This is a genomic window from Halomonas sp. ALS9 (genome assembly GCF_001651035.1).
Classification (GTDB): domain Bacteria; phylum Pseudomonadota; class Gammaproteobacteria; order Pseudomonadales; family Halomonadaceae; genus Vreelandella.
This window is the reverse complement of the sequence record NZ_LXRG01000065.1, coordinates 229,900-248,801: the sequence shown is the minus strand read 5'-3', so window position 1 is coordinate 248,801 and position 18,902 is coordinate 229,900. Positions and strand designations below refer to the sequence as shown.

The window sequence follows — 18,902 nt, the reverse complement described above, 5'->3', positions numbered from 1 at the left end:
AGTTACTAAAAGCCAAAAAATGACGTAAAAATAACCAAATGGTTTAGAAATAGCCAAATAGTCTAAAAATGGCTAGCAGCCTAGCATGTTGACGCTTTTCGCTCATCACCTCATCGCTATAAACGCTGGCAAATCGACCCTCAAGTGACAAATCCCTCCAGTTGTTGCAGGATGCAGCCACTGTTTATCAATAGTGGCTATCACTTACTTCCCACTCGTTACGCTGGTGAGAGCCGACACATCAGCAAAGGAGCTTTTCGATGCGCGTTTTAATTCGCTATTTTTTCCGTGGCCTTCGCCTGGTGCTTGCGCCGGTCATGATGGTCTCCGAGAAGCTTTCCACGCCTAAGTCTGTAGAGCGCTCGCCTGAAGAGCAAGCTAGCGTGGATCAAGCCTGCCAGAAGCTGGCGCTATACCAATTTCGCACCTGCCCTTTTTGCATCAAGGTGCGCAAAGAAATGGCACGCTTAGGCCTGAACATTGAACGACGTGATGCCCAGCTCGACCCTGCCCATAAGCAGGCGCTGTTGGAAGGGGGCGGTAAAGTCAAAGTGCCCTGCTTGAAAATTACCCACGACGATGGACGTGAAGAGTGGATGTACGAATCTGACGCCATTAATACCTGGCTACACCAGCAATTTTCCTAACATCGCCCTGCCAGGCGCTTTCAGCAGGTTGGCAAAGGTCGGCCTGCTGGATTAGAACTCTATTTTTTGCGCTTCTACATCGAACGCCACGTCAATTTCAATGCCCTCGTCTAGGCTTGGCGGTTCACCCAGCTCGATTTGCAACGCCAATATACCCGTTATTTTACCCGCCACATGCACGATTTGGCTGGAGCGTTCATAGCGCGTCAGCGTTATGACCACTTCACCGCCTTCAGAGGTGAATAACGGCGGGGAGATAGAACTTCCAATGGAATAAATAACCACCGCATTGATTAACTGCTCTTCGTTCACGGTTAAGCTAATAGAGAGCGACTCCTCGCCTTCCCATGCCTCATCGTCAACAGAACCAGTGATATCAATACTGATATCGTTACCCAGTTCAACAAAAGACGCATTTGAGTCATTGCCGTGACTTAAAATAAACCACTCATGTAGTTCATCGTCTAACGTGCCTGCTATTTCAGGCGCTGCGCGCTCTGCCCCCCCGTGATTAGGGCTACGTTGCTCCACAGGCTCAGCGGCAAAACCATTGATAGGTAGCCAAGAAGCGATCAACGCTATCCCAAGTTTTTTCCACATAAGGTGTTTCCGTCCAGTTATGCGTCGCTTTTCGCTTACTACTTTCGTCTTAAGCTAAGCCATCAGCGTGCCGCTATTAGCCTCATCATTCAGTAGACGAATGATGCCTGTCATTATTTCGATTGTATGACGTGATAAGCACTCTCTATGTTGTAAGCCTAGGTTGTAAGCTTATGTTGTAAAGAGGGCTTACAGACTGACCGTGTCTGTTTTGCTGACGTTTGCCTAGCGGGAAGAGTGCCTCAAGCTAGGCAAACGGCGACAAAGCGAACAATAAACAATGATTTAAGGGAACGAATATGACGCTCAAGAAAACCTTACTGGCTTCCGTTATTGGTGCAGTGGTAGCGGGTACGGCGTTGCTGCCAATGACCGCAAGTGCTGAAACGCTTCGCATTGGTTACTCCGCTGACCCTGAAACCCTCGATATCCACGAGCAGCTCTCTGGCGGCATGTTGCGCTTCTCTCACCTTGCGTTTGATCCGCTTGTCCGCTGGACAAAAGATTTCCAGTTTGAACCGCGCTTGGCCACCGAGTGGGAGCAAGTCGACGAAACCACCATGCGTATGACGCTGCGTGAAGGCGTTACTTTCCACTCTGGGAACGATTTTACTGCCAAAGACGTGGTATGGACCATTGAGCGTCTAAAAGAGAGCCCTGACTACCGTGCTATTTTTGAGCCGGTTGCCAGCGCTGAAGCCGTTGACGACTATACCGTTGAGATCGTCACCACCGAACCTTACCCATTGCTACTCAACCTGGCTACCTACATCTTCCCGATGGATAGCGAGTTCTACACCGGCGAAACCGACGACGGCAATGACAAAACTGAAATCGTCAAAGCAGGCAACTCCTTTGCTTCGCGCAACGTTTCCGGCACCGGCCCATTTATTGTCACCGACCGCCGCCAGGGTGTCCGGGTTGATTTTGAACGCTTTGCAGATTATTGGGATACCGAAAGTGAAGGCAATGTATCTAGCATTGTACTGACACCTATCGCTGAGAACGCCTCACGGGTTGCTGCCTTGCTCTCCGGCGGGGTCGACTTTATTGATGCCGTTCCGCCTAACGATCTGGATCGTGTACGCGAGGCCGATGGCGTCAACCTGATTGAGATTGACGGTACACGTATCATTGGCTTCCAAATGAACGAAGAGCGCGTTGAAGCCTTCCAAGACGCACGTGTTCGTCAAGCAGTCGATTTGGCCATTAACCAAGAAGCCATTGCCGACCGTTTGATGCGCGGTTTCGCCACACCAGCAGGTCAATTCTCGCCTGAGGGCTACTCAGGTCATAACCCAGATCTAACGCCACGCTACGACATTGAACGCGCCAAAGAGCTAATGGCTGAAGCGGGCTACGAAGAGGGCTTCAGCGTTGAAATGATTGCCCCCAACAACCGTTATGTAAACGATGCCCAGATTGCCCAAGCGGTCGCTAACATGCTGGCACAAATCAATATTAACGTTGATTTGCGTACCATGCCCCTGGCGCAGTACTGGCCTGAATACGATACTCGCCAATCCGATATGGCGATGATCGGCTGGCACGCTGACACCGAAGATACCGCTAACTTCTTCCAGTACCTCTCTTTCTGTATTGATGAAGAGACCGGTGCGGGTCAGTACAACTACGGCAACTACTGCAACGAAGAGATTGATGCATTGGTGACAGAAGCCGATAGCGAAACCGATCTCGAAAAACGCAAAGAAATGCTGCGTGAAGCCGAAGCTATGCTTTACGAAGATGTAGGCTACATCATGCTGCACTGGCAGAACCTTGCCTACGCCGCCGCTGACGGCATTGAGGTTGAACCCGTGGTCAACGCCATCGATTTCCCCTACCTGGGTGATCTAGTAATTAATCGCAGCGACGACTAAGCATCAACATCGCTGATTAAGTGCCTAGCATTAAATCAAAAGAGTCACTTCAGCATAAACCGCAAGGATGCTTCGCTCCCTAAGCGTTTAGGGGGCGAAGCCTTTTGCATGGCGGTTTGAGGCTGGGAAAACTCTGTATTACATGCCCCTACTCCCTTTGATGAACCCTTCACATAGGTGGCGTACGCCATGATTGCCTTTTTAATCAAGCGGCTGATGCACGCGATTTTGGTGATGTTTGTCATCAGCGTGCTGGCCTTCGCCATTCAGGACAACCTGGGTGACCCCGTACAGCAGATGGTCGGCCAGTCGGTGCCGGAAAGTGAGCGCGCAGAGATTCGCGAGCGCTTAGGCCTCAATGACTCGTTTCTGGTGCAATACGTCCGCTTTGCCAAAAATGCCGTGCAAGGTGATTTTGGCTACTCGTATTTCTACCGCGAACCAGCGTTAGAAGTAATCGCCCGCCATTTACCCGCCACCCTGGAGCTGGTATTTGCCGCGACGCTGATTATTGTGCTGTTTTCAGTCCCCATAGGAGTGTATAGCGCCATCAAACCGCGCTCGCCGATATCGCGCCTGTTTATGGGCGTGTCGATCATCGGCATTTCGATTCCGGTGTTTTTGACCGCGATTGTACTGATTCAGATTTTCGCCATTGGCGTCACCGTTACGTTGTTCCCAGAAAGTACCGGCTGGGGCGCATGGCTCAATGCTTTCTTCTCCACCGAAGGTAATATGCCCTCCTTCGGCCGTGGCTATGATCTCGTCAACGTGGTGGGTCACTGGGACACCAACCTGGCGACCTGGAACGGTTTACAGCATCTGGTACTACCGGCGGTCTCCCTAGCCTCCATCATGCTACCGCTGTTTATTCGCCTGATTCGCGCTGAAATGATGGAAGTCCTGCAGTCGGAGTATGTGAAGTACGCCCGCGCTAAAGGCATTTCGATGCGTCGGGTGTATTTCGTTCACGCCCTCAAGAACACCATGCTGCCAGTGATTACCGTGGGCGGCGTGCAGATCGGCACCATGGTGGCGTACACCATTTTGACCGAAACCGTTTTCCAATGGCCGGGGATGGGACTGATGTTCCTAGACGCGATTAACCGCGCCGATATCCCGTTAATTGTGACCTACCTGATGATTGTCGGGGTTATTTTTGTGGTCACCAACACGATTGTAGATCTGATCTACGGCATGGTGAACCCCACTGTTAAACTGACTGGGAAGCCCGCATGAGTATGACACCTAATTCCCCCGCGAGCGCTCCACCCAGCCGCTGGGCGCGCCTACGCGACTCTTATATGTGGTACAGCTTTAAACGGGATTACACTGCCCAGCTCTGCCTGGCTGTGTTTATTTGCATGGTGATCGCGGCCTTTGCCTCACCGCTGCTGGCACCCACAAACCCTTATGACCTCTCTCAGATCGACATCATGTCATCCGAGCTACCTCCCTTCTGGATCGATGGAGCTGATGACCGCTTCGCCCTGGGTACCGACGCTCAGGGCCGCGATTTGTGGTCGGTAGTGCTGTATGGCACCCGTGTCTCGCTACTGATCGGCTTCGGCGCAGTTATTTTGCAGGCCCTTCTAGGGGTCACTTTCGGCCTGATGGCGGGGTATCTAGGCGGTCGTGTTGATACGATTTTGATGCGCCTGGCGGATATTCAGCTCTCCTTTTCGACGCTAATGGTCGCTATTGTGGTGGGCGCCTTGGTCAAAGCGACCATGGGCAGCGCCTTCTATAGCCAGTACGCGGTGATGATGCTGATCCTGATTATCGGCCTGGCCGAATGGCCTCAGTATGCGCGTACCGTGCGCGCCTCAGTGCTTGCAGAGAAGAACAAAGAGTACGTTGATGCTGCCCGTGTGATGGGGCTGCGCAGCAAACGGATTATGTTCCGCCACGTGCTGCCTAACACCATGTCGCCGATCTTTGTTATCTCCACCGTGCAGATTGCCAACGCGATTATCTCTGAAGCGGCACTGTCGTTTTTGGGACTGGGTATGCCAGAGACGCACCCGTCGCTGGGCTCACTGATCAAGTCTGGCTTTGACTATATTCAGTCAGGCTCCTGGTGGATCACCTTGATTCCAGGTGCTGTACTGGTGGTGCTGGTGCTGTCGATCAATCTACTCGGCGATTGGCTGCGTGATGTCATGAACCCACGACTCTACAAAGGCTGAGGACACCATGGCACTACTTGAAGTCAACAACCTCGATGTCCGTTTTGCGCTGCGCCAAGGTGACGTACACGCCCTGCGCGATATTTGTTTCAGCCTTGAGCGTGGTGAGCGCTTGGGCATTGTCGGTGAGTCCGGCGCAGGCAAATCCGTCGCTGCGTTCTCGCTACTCAACCTGATTGCCAAACCGGGCTTTATCGCCGGCGGCACGGTGACTTTTGACGGTCAGGTGCTTAACCGCATGTCTGAGCGCGGTCTGCGAAAAGTGCGCGGCAATCGCGTTTCAATGATTTTCCAAGACCCGATGATGACGCTCAACCCAGTGCTCTCTATTGGCGAACAGATGGTCGAGTGCTTAAAAGCGCACCGACGCATCTCCTCCAAAGAGGCTCGCGGGATTGCTCTGGATAAGCTGCGTCAGGTGCAAATCCCTTCGCCAGAAACGCGTCTGGATCAGTACCCCCACGAGCTTTCCGGTGGTATGCGCCAGCGGATTATTATCGCCATCGCGCTACTCCTTGATCCAGATATTATTATCGCCGACGAGCCTACCACGGCACTCGACGTGACGATCCAGGCCGAAATCATGGCGCTGCTGCTAGATCTTTGCGAGCAGCATAACGTGGGGCTGATTTTGATCACCCACGATCTGGGCGTGGTCAGCCAAGTTACCCAGCGCATGCTGGTCATGTACGCCGGTCGAGTCATTGAACAAGGGCCAACCCGGGAAATTATTAATGACCCGCAGCACCCCTATACACAGGGGTTAATCAACGCCCTGCCACAAATGGCAACACCGGGCGAGAAGCTCAATCAAATTCGTGGCAGCATGCCGTCACTCTCTAACCTGCCTAGCGGCTGCGCGTTTCATCCACGCTGCGATTTTATCAATCGTGCCGATGGTCAGCCCCGCCCCGCCTGCACCCAGCAGGTGCCAGAATTTGTCGAATCCGGCAACTGCCGTGTGGCATGTCATATGGTCGCTGAAATGCTCGAAGATCGCCGTTTGAAAGAGGAAACCTTATGAGTGCACAGGCAGAAACGCTGAACGCGCCTCACACGCAGAATGAAGAGAGCGCCGACTCGCTGCTGCAGATTCGCGATCTTAAAAAGCGTTTTTCTCTCTCTGGCGATTTTCTGGATCAGCTGCGTTTTAAGGGCGGTAAACTGGTGCGTCACCAGGAACACGTTCACGCTATTAACGGCGTCAATCTGGATATCAAACGCGGTGAAGCGCTGTGCGTGGTGGGCGAGTCAGGCTGTGGCAAATCCACCGTGGCTCGCACCGTTATGGGGCTGCTAACCCCGTCTGAAGGTGAAATACGCTACGATGGTAACCGCATCGACAACTTGAGTTCCCGCCAGTTGCTGCCGTATCGCAAGCGCATGCAGATGATCTTCCAGAACCCTTATGCGTCGCTCAATCCACGCATGACAATTCAACAAACTCTGGAAGAGCCGCTGCGTTTGCACCATCCTGATTGGAAACGGCCGCAGATTCTCGACAAGGTGGAAGAGGTGATGCGCTCGGTGGGTATCGACCCAGACTGGGGTAAGCGCTTTGGTCATGAGTTCTCCGGCGGGCAACGCCAGCGTATTGCCATTGCTCGTGCGCTGGCCGTGGATCCGGAGTTTATCGTTGCCGATGAGCCCATTTCTGCGCTGGATGTCTCCATTCAAGCCCAGGTACTCAACCTGCTGATGGAAGCCCAGCAAGAACGTAATCTGACCTATCTATTCATTACCCACGACCTAGCCGTCGTAGAGCACTTTGGCACCCGGGTGGCGGTGATGTACTTAGGCACGGTGTGTGAAATTGCCACTACGGCCACGCTGTTTGAAAAGCCGCGCCACCCCTATACCCAGGCGCTGCTCTCGGCGATTCCACGTTTGAAGGATGACCGCCCCCAGCATATTCGGCTAACCGGCGAAGTGCCGACTCCGGTTAATCTACCCAGCGGCTGCGTCTTCCATGGTCGCTGTCCCCATGCCAACGCCCGCTGCAAGCAAGAGATTCCCGTGCTGCAAACCCAGGGTGATGGAACCCGTGTAGCGTGCCACGCTGTTGAGGAGGGGCGCCTGTGAGGCGGCTATTTATTCCTGCACTAATTCCTGCACTGATTCCTGCACTAAGAGGTAGCGCATGGAAATTCGCTGGCTAGAAGATTTTATCGCCCTGGCCAGAACGCGGCACTTCTCTCGCGCAGCGGATGATCAACACGTTACCCAGCCCACCTTCTCCCGGCGGATTAAACTGCTTGAGGAGGAGATGGGCGTAACGCTGATTAATCGTCAAACGCTACCGCTTTCGCTCACCCCGGCAGGGGAGGAATTTTTGACCCTGTGCGAACAGGTGACTGAGCGAGTGCGTTTGACCCGTGACCGAGTGCGCGAGATTAACGCAGGTCAGCAGCGGCGTATTATGGTCGCCGCGCCGCAGAGCCTATTGCCGCACTTTTTACCGGAATGGCTAGCCTCTACAGGCTGGCAAGATCGCGTTCAGCCCTATTTGCGGGCGACCGGCTGGGTAGCCAATGACTATTTTCAAGCCTTAGCTCGAGCCGAGTGCGACTTGGCGATCTGTTACTGGCCGATCGGACGCTGCGACCTGGATATCGACACTAGCGCCTGCAACTATCGCGTGATTGGGCATGAGCGACTGATTCCAGTGACCGGGCTAACCCCAGAGGGCAAACCCCGCGCACTGTTGCCAGGATCGCGCTCCCAGCCATTGCCATGGCTTGCCTACCCTAAGCGCGGGTTGCTGGGATCTGCGGTAAAAGCCCACTTAGCCAGGCTTCCGCAAACCACCTTTCTAACTGCGCAGAGTGAAAATCTCTACGCGGCGGGCATTAAAGAGCTGGTGCTGCTGGGCTATGGAATGAGCTGGCTGCCTGAGCGCAACGTGGCCGCGGAGCTTGCTCAAGGTACTCTGGTAAGAGCGGGCGATAGCCGCTGGGATGTCCCCATGGAGCTACGGCTATATCGCCACCAAAGCCATCACCATGCTGAACTGGATGGGTTCTGGAGCGAGCTTACTCCGCCACGTGCCTAAGCACGTATTTGAGAAGGCGTATTTGAAAAGGCGTATTTGAGAAAGCTTACTTAACAGAAGGCACCGTTTTAAATGTCAACTAGCTTATTTAACTTGCAACGCGACCATATCGCGCATCTACAGCGTGCTTATGCTGAAATTCTGGCTGACCAAAAACTGGATAGCCTAGCAATTTATAGTGGTCACGCGAGCACGCACTTTGCTGATGACCATGCCCCGCCTTTTCAAACCTATGGGCATTTTATGCACTGGGTGGGGTTAGCGGATGTGCAGCATAGCTGGCTGATTATTCAGCCTGAAAAACGCCCACAGCTCTACTTATATGCGCCCGCCGACTTTTGGCATTTGCCTACTCAGTTACCCGAAGAGCCCTGGGTAACTGAATTCGACATCCACCTATGCAGCGATAAAATCGCCCCACCATTGACCGGCAAAACCGCCGTTATTGGTGATATCGGGCGACTCACCAGCGGTGCCCAACTGGCGTCAAAGGCTGACGTTCAACCCGAGCCAGTGATTACGGCACTGGATGAGCTACGTCTGTTTAAAACGCCCTATGAGATCGCCTGTCTTCGTGAAGCCAACCGCCTAGCGATAGCGGGACACCAGGCCGCACAAGCCGCTTTTATGGGGGCATCCGCTGAGCTGGATATTCAATTGGCATACCTGGGGGCCAGCCGTCAGCGCGAATCAAACGTGCCTTACCAAAATATTATTGGCTTAAACGCACATGCTGGGGTTCTGCACTACCAACACTACGACCTTAGCGCGCCGAAACAGCGCTACAGCCTGCTGGTCGATGCAGGCCGCCGCTTTCGCGGTTACTGCGCCGATATTACCCGCACTTATGTAGGCCCCGATGCACCCTCTGTGTTTGGCGAGCTGGTCACCGCCATGCAGGGGTTAAAAGATGCGCTGGTCAAAGACGTAGCACCAGACGTTAGTTTTGTATCACTGCACGAGCAAATGCATCAGCAGCTAGGCGAAATATTGGTGGCTAACGATCTGTTTAAAGGCACCGCCAATCAAGCGGTGGCCGAAGGCATTACGCGTGCATTCTGCCCTCATGGACTGGGTCATTCTCTGGGCCTCCAGGTACACGATGTGGCTGGGTTACGCCACCCGGATGGCACGCCAGCCCCTGCCCCAGAACAGCACCCAGCGCTGCGGCTTACACGCACGCTGCGCCCTGGCATGGTCATTACCATTGAGCCCGGGCTGTATTTTATCCATATGCTCCTCGCCCCGCTGCGCAATACGGATCTGCCTATTAACTGGCAGCTCGTCGACCAGCTTGCGCCCTGTGGCGGTATTCGTATTGAAGATAATGTGGTGGTGACAGAAAGTGGCTTTGCAAATCTCACGCCCTAAGCTCTGTAACAGCGCTTTCCAAGTACTAAAACAAACAACGCCCGGCACATGGCCGGGCGTTGAATTGTGTCTGGCTATCAAGTGTAGCCAGATGGAACTTAGAAACGAAACTTAGAAGCGGTAAGTAACACCACCGCCAATGGTGACAGGTTCAATGTCGACTTCACCGCCCACGTTGATATCAGCGTTCACATCAGCATAGCTTGCATAGCCATTGAGCATGATGTTATCGGTCACAGCCAGATCAACACCCACTTGGCCGATGGCGCCATAACTCTCATCAACGTTTACACCGCTAGGCTCGCCAGAGAAGCGTGTGTAATTAAGGCCAGCACCCACGTAAGGCTGAACTTTGGAATCCAAACCACCCATTGGGTAGTAGTTAACTAATAGGTTAACAGGCAGACGATCTACGCTACCCACATCGCCTAAAGCAGATGTATTCAGATCGTGCTCGAACTTCTCAGAGCTGTTGAGCTCAACGCCGACCTTATCGGTAAACAGGTAACCAGCACCGAAGGTAAAGCCGCGAGCGCTCTGCACGTTCAGTGAATCACCATTCAGATTACCATTACCTGAACCCGTATCCGTTTGGGCAACGCCGCCACGAACAAATACGTCACCAGCGTTATAAGCCAATGCTGCCTGGCTTGCCAGAGCAAAGCTAGCGGTGATAACAGCGGCAGAAATCAGTTTCATATTACTCATCAGGGTCATCCTCTATGCAGTGCGCAGTTCCATGCGCTTGGGATTGCGGTACTTGCTATCCTACTTTCCTGTACAGAATGTAGTATACGAACACTGTTTCCAAATGTCTTGTGAAATATTGTTATAAGAAAGTGCGCCCTGATAGTTTTTCTATTTTATAAAATGCGTACATAAAATTCGGCCATAAAAAAAGTCCCCCGAAGGGGACCCAGGTGGAGCACGCCAGCTCACTCGGTTTATCGCTACTAAGTGGTAGCGATGTAGGTGAAGAAGGGAGAGAAGCAAACTATCTAAGCCGTTGTTTCTCTATTCACTCACCCTTTGCCATATATATTGCGATCTGCGTGCCAATTTTTAAAAAATACATATAAAACAATGTATTAATAAAATATAGTTTGATCTTTATTGATCTCTCTCGCATTGCAGCAAATAAACTGCACCAGCATTGCGCAATTTGTAGCCTTTTTGCATCACAAAGCATCATGTGAGTTAGCTAGCGTCTAGAAATCATCAAAGTCACTAGGGTGTCACGATGATCTTCACTTGAGCCTTATCGTTTAACAGCGCCTCAAAGCCCTCCTCCACAATGTCCGCCAGGGGAATGCGCTGGGTGACCATATCTTCGGCCCGGAAATAGCCCCGTTGCATTAGCGCCATTACCGCTGGATACACATGGCGATAGGCGATAATGCCCTTCATGGTGCGCTCTTTAATGACCAGATCGTTAGGCTGAAAGCTGGCCTCCCCTTCCCATATACTGACCACCACCACTTCACCGCCTTCGTGGGTGCTATGCAGCGCCTGATTCAGCACCGCAGGAATGCCAGTTACCTCAAACGCCACGTCCACGCCGCCACCGCTCAGTGATTGAATTTTTGCCACCGCATCCTCCTGCTGCGGGTCAACCACAATGGCGCCTAACGCTTCGGCTTTGGCTTTTCGAGAAGGCGCCACCTCAACGGCATAAATTTGCGCTGCCCCGGCCGCTTTTAGCGCTTCAATGGTCATCAAGCCAATGGGCCCTGCGCCGAATACCGCCGCACTATCCCCGGCTTTCAGGCAGCTTTGACGCACCGCATGTAGCGCTACCGCCGCGGGCTCTACCAGGGCGCCTTGCTCGTAGCTAAGCTCATCTGGCAGCTTATGCACCATGTGCTCACCCATCACAGTGAACTCAGAGAAGCCGCCACCACCGCCCGAGAGGCCGTGAAAGCCGAGCATGGGCGTCAGGTTATAGCGCTCCATTTGGTAGGCGCCGTCTTTATTAGGCGAGAGAATCGGCTCAATAGCGACACGGTCGCCCACTTTCACTCGCGTTACCTTATCGCCGACCTCAACCACTTCCCCGGCGAATTCGTGGCCCATAATAATCGGCGCCTGTTCGCCACTAATCGGGTGCGGCTTACCCACCGGAATAAAAATTGGCCCGGCGGCGTACTCGTGCAGATCACTACCGCAGATACCACAGGCGGCGACTTTTACCTTCACCGCATGGGGATCGTTGATAGTGGGAACCGGTACTTGTTCGACGCGAAGGTCTTTTGCCGCGTACCACACCGCGGCCTGCATCGTTTGCTGACTGATGGACTGACTCATAGGTTACCCTTCCTGTTAAGACGTGTGGTGAACCGGCTGCAAACCATAGACAGGCGTTTCCAGCCCCTCCATGCGTGCCTTCAACTGCAGCGCCAAATAGTGTGAGTAGTGCCGCGACTGGTGCAGGTTACCGCCGTGGAACCACAGCGCCTCCTGCTGGGTGGGTTTCCACATATTGCGCAGCTCGCCCTCCCATGGGCCGGGGTCTTTAGTCGTGTCAGAGCCTAAGCCCCAGCATTTGCCCACTTTATCCGCCACCTCTTGGGAGATAAGCCGCGCCGCCCAGCCGTTCATGGAGCCATAGCCGGTGGCATAAACGATTAAGTCTGCTTCTAGCTCGCTGCCATCGGTCAGTGTGATGGAGTGGGGATTGATCCGCTCAATGCCTACGCCGCTGCGCAGCTTGATATCGCCATTGGCGACCAGATCACAGGCGCCCACATCGATGTAGTAACCCGAGCCCCGGCGTAGATACTTCAAAAACAGTCCAGAATCATCGTCCCCGAAGTCGAGCAGAAAACCCGCGTCTTCGAGCTTTTGATAGAACTCGGCGTCGCGCTGTTTGATCGCCTCAAATGCCGGGCGTTGAACGTCTGGCAACACCTTGTAAGGAATCGAAGCAAAAATCAGATCGGCTTTTTCAGTGGTCACCCCACCGGCAACGGCTTCTTCCGAATATAGCGGCCCGAGCACTTCCTCCATCAGCGAATCCGACTTAACGATATGGGTAGATGAACGCTGTAACATGGTCACATCAGCATCGTGCTCCCATAGCGCGGCGGCAATATCGTGGGCGGAGTTATTGGAGCCCACAATGACGCACTTCTTACCTTTGTAGGCATCCGGCCCGGGGTGCTGGCTGGAGTGCTGCTGCTCCCCTGCAAAGCTTTCCGCGCCAGGGAATGTCGGCACATTAGCCATTCCCGACATCCCGGTGGCCATCACCAGTTGCTTGGGTCGCAAAGTGATCGCTTCGCCGTTACGCTTGACGTTCACCACCCACTCGCCTGCGGCTTCGTCGAAGTGTGCATTCTGACACTCGGTGGAACTCCAATAATTGAGCTCCATCACTTTTGTGTACATCTCCAGCCAATCACCTACCTTGTCTTTGGGCGCAAACACCGGCCAGTTTTCAGGGAAAGGAATATAGGGTAGGTGGTCGTACCAGACCGGATCGTGCAGACAGAGCGACTTATAACGCTTGCGCCAGGAATCCCCCGCACGCTCGTTACGCTCGATAATAATGGTCGGCACGCCCATCTGCTTCAGCCGTGCCCCCAAGCCAATACCGCCCTGGCCGCCACCAATCACTACGCAGTAGGGCTGCTGCGTGTAGCCAAGCTCTGCCTCTTCACGCTCTCGCGCTTCAAGCCAGGTTTCACGCTGCTTATTGGCACCGTGCTCAGCGCCTTTGGGGCGGTGGTGATTACGCGGTTCAGGGAAGTCGTGTAGGGACTGCATCGTGGTTAGCAGCGTCCAGCACTTACCCTCTTTCAGCCGCAGGTAGCCTTTGCCGCTGGCAACCGCAGTCTCAAAGGTGAACCACGACTCAGTAATATCGCCATTTTGAGTCGCTTCGCCTTCTAGCTGCCAGTTTGAAGGGCGCGCGTTCTCCAAAGTGGCATTGAGCATGGCTTGAATAGCATCCTTGCCCTCGCAGGTCTTTAAATTCCAAGTGAAGGTAAGGAAGTCGCGCCAGTAGCACTCTTCATTAAACAGCGCGAGCACACCCTGAATGTCCTGGGCTTGCAGCGCCTGATCAAAATTACTCAACCAGCCTTGAACAGTGGCCGTGGCGGTTTGCTGGGTTTGTGCTTGAGTATGTGTCTCTGACATAGCGGGTACTCCATGCAGGTTTGTTATTGTTGACTGTCTTGTGACACTCAACCCTAAGCACCCGCTATGCCAATCACTCAAAACAAACTACAAGCTATTGAAAAATTAAAATAAAAACTAAAAAACCGTTACCAACTGGGCGTTATGCAGCGCGTACACCTGTCACATGGTTTACAGTCAGCCGTTACAGGTGTAACCCGCGACTAACGGCGTAATAGCGCTGCGTTGACAGCCACGCCAGAGCGCATAGGCTGGAAGGACAATAACAATCTCCAGAGTGAATCACGCCATGCCCTCTCAATTGCCCCTGCCTGCACGGCTGCAATCGGTGCAGCGCCAGCATATCGAGCATGTTTTCCAGCTCGGCGAAGGCTTGGACGTACCGCAGCTACCGGCTCAAGCGACCATCCGACGCTCCTGGCTGCGCTGTCTAAACGAGTACCAGCTCGACCCGACTCGACCCCGCCCTGCCCGCGTTGTACCCCAGCAGACCCTGATTGAGCATCGGGAATCTGTCGATGAACTTTTGCACGTGGCACGCGCTGGGGTTGACCAGCTCTATCAACAAATCGCCCAGCTAGGCTATGTGCTGCTGCTTACCGACCACCGAGGTATAACCGTTGAGTTTCGCGGCGACCCCAACCAAGACCAGCAGCTGCGAAAAGCGGGCCTCTATCTGGGTGCCGACTGGGACGAGCGTTTTGCGGGCACCTGTGCGGTGGGCACCTGCCTGCATGACCGCCAGGCGATTATCTGTCACCGCCAGGAGCACTTCGACGCCTCGCATATTTCGCTCACCTGCACCGCCGCGCCCATCGCCGACCCACAGGGCAATGTGATGGCCGTGCTGGATATCTCTGCGCTGCAATCGCCTACTCAGCATGAGAGCCAAAACTTCAGCCTCTCGCTGGTAACGCTCTACGCCCGCATGATTGAGGATGCCTACTTTCTGCAGCGCTACCGCGACTGCCTGATGGTGCGCCTGGACACTTCACGTGAGTTTGTCCATGTGAACGGGCGTGGTTTAATCGCCATTGAAGAAAACGGGCAGGTGATTGCCGCCAACGCCGTGGGCCGTGAGCTGATCGCCAGCCATCAGCGTCGTTGGCCACCCTGGTCACCCCATCACACCCATATGTTAGGGGAGCTATTCGAGTGCGAGATCGCCGATGTCCTTAGCATCAACAGCGCCACTGACGATCAACTGCGCGCTTTTCGTGCCAGAGTCGACAACACCATTTACTTTATAAGCCTGCTGGAACCGCGTCGCCCCCGGCCTGCTCAGCAAGCACAATCGCTGCCTTCCAGCCTGCCAGGGGCACTGGCACGATTGGGCGCTGACGACCCCGCTATGCGCAAAGTCCAGAAGCTGGCCGAACGGCTGCGCAACGAAGCCAGCGTTAATGTACTGATTAGCGGAGAAACCGGCACCGGCAAAGAGGTCGTTGCCCGCGCGCTGCATGACAGCGGCAACCGATCAAAAGGCCCCTTTATCGCGGTTAACTGCGCTGCCATCCCTGAAGCGCTGATCGAAAGCGAGCTGTTTGGTTACGAGTCTGGCGCGTTTACCGGGGGTCGAGCCAAAGGTATGCGGGGGCTAATCCCCCAAGCCCACGGCGGCACACTGTTTTTAGATGAAATCGGCGATATGCCCTTGGCCCTACAAACCCGGCTGCTGCGAGTGCTGGCAGAGAGGGAAGTCATGCCGCTGGGTGCCAATACGCCCGTGAAAGTCGATATACGGGTGATTACCGCCACACACCGCAATATCGATGCGATGATCGATCAGGGCGAATTTCGCGAAGATCTCTACTACCGCCTTAACGGAGCCCAACTCCGCCTGCCCGCGCTGCGCGAACGGGCCGATAAGCTCTACGTGATTCGTCAGGTGTTTAACGACGTAGTCAGCGAACGCGGCGGCAGCCCCTCACCCAGGCTAAGGGCGGATGCCATTAGCGCCCTGCTCGCCTACGCCTGGCCCGGCAATATCCGGCAGCTAAAAAATGCGTTGGCCTTTGCCCTAGCAACCTCGGAAAGCGACGAAATCACCGTTCATGATCTACCCGAACAGTGCCTAAGCCAACGCATTACCCAGCAGGCGCCTTCCCTGCCTGCAGGCACTGGTAGCGACACCGATCACACACTGCTGGAAATGCTTAAGGAGCACTACTGGAACATAAGCGCCGTGGCTCGTGCGCTGGGGGTTTCGCGGCCCACAGTCTACCGGCAAATGCAGCGCCAAGGCATCGTGCCGCCAAATTGGCAGGGATGACGATAGAGAAGGCTGTTGGCCTTGAAGGCGACCCTCACGTACACTTGTTTGAATCCTTTTATAACCCCGCTTTCGACAAGCCGAGGCTCTCCCATGGCGTTTGATTCCACTTCTTCCTATATCGCAACTGATGCGCTTAAGCAGGCGGTGAATGCTGCCGTGGTGCTCGAGCGGCCGCTATTAATCAAAGGCGAGCCGGGTACCGGCAAAACCCTATTGGCCGAAGAGTTGGCTGAATCACTCGATACCCAGTTAATTACTTGGCATATCAAATCCAGCACCAAAGCGGCCCAGGGGCTTTACGAGTACGATGCTGTCAGCCGCCTGCGTGACTCGCAGCTGGGTGTGGAAGGCGTGGAGAACGTCGCCAACTACATCAAGCCCGGCAAACTGTGGGAAGCCTTCACCGCCAATCAGCGGGTAGTGCTGCTGATTGATGAGATCGACAAGGCCGATATCGAATTCCCCAACGACCTGCTCCAAGAGCTGGATCGTATGGAGTTTCATGTTTATGAGACTGGCGAAACCATCCGCGCCGAGCAGCGCCCGATTATCATCATCACCTCAAACAACGAAAAAGAGCTGCCGGATGCATTTTTGCGCCGCTGCTTTTTCCACTACATCGAATTCCCCGACCGGGAGACCATGCAGGCGATTGTCGATGTGCACTTTCCGGATATCGCTCCCCGGCTTGTCAGCGAAGCCTTAGAGGTATTTTTCGAGCTGCGTAAAGCGCCGGGCCTTAAGAAAAAACCATCAACGTCTGAACTGGTCGATTGGCTCAAGCTACTGATGGCTGACGATATTGCTCAAGAAGCGCTCTACAACCGCGACCCGGCCAAAGCATTGCCACCAATGGCGGGTGCACTGGTTAAAAACGAGCAGGATACCCAGTTGCTGGAACGCCTGGCGTTTATGATCCGCCGCCAGAAAGGCACAGGCCGCTAAGTCATGTTTATCGGCCTGTTTGAGACATTAAAACGCGCGGGCGTGCCGGTCTCGCTGCGGGAGCTGCTGGATCTTCATGCTGTGGTGGAGCGCGGCGTGGTGTTCGCCGATATGGAAGCTTTCTATCAAGTGGCCCGCACGGTGATGGTCAAAGATGAGCGCCACTTCGACCGCTTTGACCGTGCCTTCGCCGCATGGTTTAAAGGCCTTGAGGACATGGACGCCGCCATTGAGTCGCTAATCCCTGACGACTGGCTACGCCGTGAGTTCGAGAAGCAGCTAACGGAGGAAGAGAAAGCCAAAATCGAATCTCTGGGTGGCCTTGAAGAGCTCATCGAGACGTTTAAAAAACGCCTGGAGGAGCAAAAAGAGCGCCACGCGGGCGGCAACAAATGGATCGGTACCGGAGGCACCAGCCCCTTTGGCGCCTACGGCTACAACCCCGAAGGCATTCGCATTGGCCAGGAGGGCTCGCGCCACCGCCGTGCCACCAAGGCCTGGGACGAGCGGCGCTTCCGTGATTACGATGATTCTCTAGAGTTAGGCACGCGCAATATCAAAATGGCGCTGCGTCGCCTGCGCAAGTTTGCCCGCCAAGGGGCGTTAGATGAGTTTGACGTGGATAGCACCATCCGTGAAACCGCCAAGGACGCCGGACTACTCAACGTGCAGATGCGCCCAGAGCGACATAATGCGGTGAAGGTGCTGCTATTTTTGGATGTAGGCGGCTCGATGGATGACCATATTCGTGTCTGCGAAGAGCTGTTTTCGGCGGCCCGTTCAGAGTTTAAGCACCTGGAGCACTACTACTTTCACAACTGCCTGTACGAAGGCGTTTGGCGTAACAACATGCGCCGCGGCAGTGAGCGTATCCCGACCATGGATGTTTTGCATACCTACGGCGCGGATTACCAAGTCGTGATTGTTGGTGATGCAGCTATGTCCCCTTATGAAGTGACCCACCCAGGCGGCAGCGTAGAGCACTTTAACGACGAACCTGGAGGCCTTTGGCTTAAGCGCTTATGCGAAACGTTCCCCCGCTTGGCATGGCTTAATCCCATGCCGCCACGAGCATGGGAGTACACCTACTCGACAACGCTGATTCGCGAAATTATTGAAGACCGCATGTACCCCATGACCATGGAAGGCCTGGAAACCGCCATGCGCGAGCTAGCGAAGAAGTAGGCATGACAAAAGCAGCCGTTTAAAGCGTCTGCGGAAAATCGTTTAAGCCTTGCAAAAAGGCCTGTTTAGCCTCTTCAAATGCTTTCGGGTCGTGTTTGAAACGACGCAGGATCAACGCTTCGTCTAAGCCCAGAGTAGGCGTCAGTTCACTGACGCTTTTGGCAGGGTGGCGTGCGCCTAAGCCGATGCGCTTTCCACCCACTCCGCCAAACCAACGTTTAATGCCACTTTGTTGATAGAACGCCTCTTGTTCGGCGGTATCAACGTCAACGCGCAGCGGCGCCTTCAAGGTAAGCTCGCTGATCAAACGCTGCTGGGCATTTGCTTGGTCAAGCGCGCAGGCGTGGGTCACCGTCATGCCCTCGCCCTCTTCGTCCAGCACTAGCAGCGCCAGTGCTTGAGGTTTACCCTGGCCGTCAACAGCGGCAAACAGACGCGCGGCTTCTTGCGGAAAAAACACACTACAGGTGCCGGTGAACACGACCAGCGGCGTAAGACCAGCCTGTTGCCCGTAAACCTCAGCGCATAATCGCGCCAGACAGGCATTGCGCTGGGCCTCTGCGTTAACGTGTACGACCTTCATTTGAATCATCCTCACCGACTAAAAAGCCGCAAGCC

16 protein-coding genes are annotated in these 18,902 nt (G+C 54.4%); 11 read left to right on the top strand and 5 right to left on the bottom strand.

Annotated elements, in window-relative coordinates:
* Positions 1-260 precede the first annotated feature (260 nt).
* Positions 261-647, top strand: a complete 387-nt coding sequence (locus A6R74_RS05360) for a glutaredoxin family protein (RefSeq protein ID WP_064233421.1) — start codon at positions 261-263, stop codon at positions 645-647.
* A 51-nt stretch (positions 648-698) separates the two neighbouring features.
* Here the strand turns inward: A6R74_RS05360 and A6R74_RS05355 are convergent, their stop codons facing one another.
* Positions 699-1,247 carry a hypothetical protein gene (locus A6R74_RS05355; RefSeq protein ID WP_064233420.1) on the bottom strand — a complete coding sequence of 183 codons (549 nt, stop codon included), beginning with the start codon at positions 1,245-1,247 and terminating at the stop codon, positions 699-701.
* A gap of 299 nt (positions 1,248-1,546) precedes the next feature.
* Between A6R74_RS05355 and A6R74_RS05350 the strand changes: the two genes are divergently transcribed.
* The 7 genes from A6R74_RS05350 (at position 1,547) to pepQ (ending at position 9,739) form a co-directional block, all read left to right on the top strand.
* Positions 1,547-3,127, top strand: a complete 1,581-nt coding sequence (locus A6R74_RS05350; protein ID WP_064233419.1) for an ABC transporter substrate-binding protein — start codon at positions 1,547-1,549, stop codon at positions 3,125-3,127.
* Between the two features lie 189 nt (positions 3,128-3,316).
* Entirely contained in the window at positions 3,317-4,366 is a 1,050-nt protein-coding gene (locus A6R74_RS05345) for an ABC transporter permease (protein ID WP_064233418.1), read from the top strand.
* Positions 4,363-5,316, top strand: coding sequence for an ABC transporter permease (locus tag A6R74_RS05340; protein WP_205634142.1), 954 nt, complete (start codon positions 4,363-4,365; stop codon positions 5,314-5,316). The genes A6R74_RS05345 and A6R74_RS05340 overlap by 4 nt, the downstream gene beginning before the upstream one ends.
* A 7-nt stretch (positions 5,317-5,323) precedes the next feature.
* The gene (locus tag A6R74_RS05335; protein ID WP_064233417.1) at positions 5,324-6,340 is read left to right on the top strand and encodes an ABC transporter ATP-binding protein; all 1,017 of its coding nucleotides are present in this window, start codon (positions 5,324-5,326) and stop codon (positions 6,338-6,340) included.
* On the top strand, positions 6,337-7,398 hold the full coding sequence (locus A6R74_RS05330; RefSeq protein ID WP_064233416.1) for an ABC transporter ATP-binding protein: 1,062 nt from the start codon (positions 6,337-6,339) through the stop codon (positions 7,396-7,398). Before A6R74_RS05335 ends, A6R74_RS05330 begins: the two co-directional genes overlap by 4 nt.
* Before the next feature lie 58 nt (positions 7,399-7,456).
* Entirely contained in the window at positions 7,457-8,368 is a 912-nt protein-coding gene (locus A6R74_RS05325) for a LysR family transcriptional regulator (RefSeq protein WP_064233415.1), read from the top strand.
* 72 nt (positions 8,369-8,440) lie between these two features.
* Positions 8,441-9,739, top strand: a complete 1,299-nt coding sequence (pepQ, locus tag A6R74_RS05320; protein WP_064233414.1) for a Xaa-Pro dipeptidase — start codon at positions 8,441-8,443, stop codon at positions 9,737-9,739.
* 111 nt (positions 9,740-9,850) lie between these two features.
* Here the strand turns inward: pepQ and A6R74_RS05315 are convergent, their stop codons facing one another.
* From A6R74_RS05315 to A6R74_RS05305, 3 genes are all read right to left on the bottom strand, one after another.
* Positions 9,851-10,447: an OmpW/AlkL family protein gene (locus A6R74_RS05315; RefSeq protein ID WP_172821670.1), complete on the bottom strand. Its 597-nt coding sequence runs from the start codon at positions 10,445-10,447 to the stop codon at positions 9,851-9,853.
* Positions 10,448-10,966: 519 nt separating this feature from the next.
* A complete protein-coding gene (locus A6R74_RS05310; RefSeq protein WP_276204774.1) occupies positions 10,967-12,043 on the bottom strand; it encodes a 2,3-butanediol dehydrogenase in 1,077 nt (358 codons plus the stop codon).
* A gap of 15 nt (positions 12,044-12,058) precedes the next feature.
* A complete protein-coding gene (locus A6R74_RS05305) occupies positions 12,059-13,879 on the bottom strand; it encodes an NAD(P)/FAD-dependent oxidoreductase (protein WP_064233413.1) in 1,821 nt (606 codons plus the stop codon).
* A gap of 289 nt (positions 13,880-14,168) precedes the next feature.
* On the opposite strand from A6R74_RS05305, the gene A6R74_RS05300 reads away from it, so the two are divergent.
* The 3 genes from A6R74_RS05300 to A6R74_RS05290 all read left to right on the top strand — a co-directional run bounded on the left by A6R74_RS05300 (position 14,169) and on the right by A6R74_RS05290 (position 18,284).
* Entirely contained in the window at positions 14,169-16,151 is a 1,983-nt protein-coding gene (locus A6R74_RS05300; protein ID WP_064233412.1) for a sigma-54-dependent Fis family transcriptional regulator, read from the top strand.
* Positions 16,152-16,244: 93 nt separating this feature from the next.
* The gene (locus A6R74_RS05295; protein ID WP_064233411.1) at positions 16,245-17,099 is read left to right on the top strand and encodes an AAA family ATPase; all 855 of its coding nucleotides are present in this window, start codon (positions 16,245-16,247) and stop codon (positions 17,097-17,099) included.
* Between the two features lie 3 nt (positions 17,100-17,102).
* Positions 17,103-18,284, top strand: coding sequence for a vWA domain-containing protein (locus A6R74_RS05290; protein ID WP_064233410.1), 1,182 nt, complete (start codon positions 17,103-17,105; stop codon positions 18,282-18,284).
* Between the two features lie 19 nt (positions 18,285-18,303).
* On the opposite strand, the gene A6R74_RS05285 is transcribed toward A6R74_RS05290, so the two are convergent.
* Complete coding sequence (locus tag A6R74_RS05285; RefSeq protein ID WP_064233409.1) at positions 18,304-18,867, bottom strand: hypothetical protein; 564 nt, start codon at positions 18,865-18,867, stop codon at positions 18,304-18,306.
* Between the last annotated feature and the right edge of the window lie 35 nt (positions 18,868-18,902).

Coding starts and splice junctions, on each gene's coding strand:
- pepQ (WP_064233414.1), top strand. CDS start 8,441: ATGTCAACTAGCTTATTTAACTTGCAACGCGACCATATCGCGCATCTA.
- A6R74_RS05310 (WP_276204774.1), bottom strand. CDS start 12,043: ATGAGTCAGTCCATCAGTCAGCAAACGATGCAGGCCGCGGTGTGGTAC.
- A6R74_RS05295 (WP_064233411.1), top strand. CDS start 16,245: ATGGCGTTTGATTCCACTTCTTCCTATATCGCAACTGATGCGCTTAAG.
- A6R74_RS05300 (WP_064233412.1), top strand. CDS start 14,169: ATGCCCTCTCAATTGCCCCTGCCTGCACGGCTGCAATCGGTGCAGCGC.
- A6R74_RS05315 (WP_172821670.1), bottom strand. CDS start 10,447: ATGAGTAATATGAAACTGATTTCTGCCGCTGTTATCACCGCTAGCTTT.
- A6R74_RS05350 (WP_064233419.1), top strand. CDS start 1,547: ATGACGCTCAAGAAAACCTTACTGGCTTCCGTTATTGGTGCAGTGGTA.
- A6R74_RS05340 (WP_205634142.1), top strand. CDS start 4,363: ATGAGTATGACACCTAATTCCCCCGCGAGCGCTCCACCCAGCCGCTGG.
- A6R74_RS05305 (WP_064233413.1), bottom strand. CDS start 13,879: ATGTCAGAGACACATACTCAAGCACAAACCCAGCAAACCGCCACGGCC.
- A6R74_RS05330 (WP_064233416.1), top strand. CDS start 6,337: ATGAGTGCACAGGCAGAAACGCTGAACGCGCCTCACACGCAGAATGAA.
- A6R74_RS05360 (WP_064233421.1), top strand. CDS start 261: ATGCGCGTTTTAATTCGCTATTTTTTCCGTGGCCTTCGCCTGGTGCTT.
- A6R74_RS05285 (WP_064233409.1), bottom strand. CDS start 18,867: ATGAAGGTCGTACACGTTAACGCAGAGGCCCAGCGCAATGCCTGTCTG.
- A6R74_RS05325 (WP_064233415.1), top strand. CDS start 7,457: ATGGAAATTCGCTGGCTAGAAGATTTTATCGCCCTGGCCAGAACGCGG.
- A6R74_RS05355 (WP_064233420.1), bottom strand. CDS start 1,247: ATGTGGAAAAAACTTGGGATAGCGTTGATCGCTTCTTGGCTACCTATC.
- A6R74_RS05345 (WP_064233418.1), top strand. CDS start 3,317: ATGATTGCCTTTTTAATCAAGCGGCTGATGCACGCGATTTTGGTGATG.
- A6R74_RS05290 (WP_064233410.1), top strand. CDS start 17,103: ATGTTTATCGGCCTGTTTGAGACATTAAAACGCGCGGGCGTGCCGGTC.
- A6R74_RS05335 (WP_064233417.1), top strand. CDS start 5,324: ATGGCACTACTTGAAGTCAACAACCTCGATGTCCGTTTTGCGCTGCGC.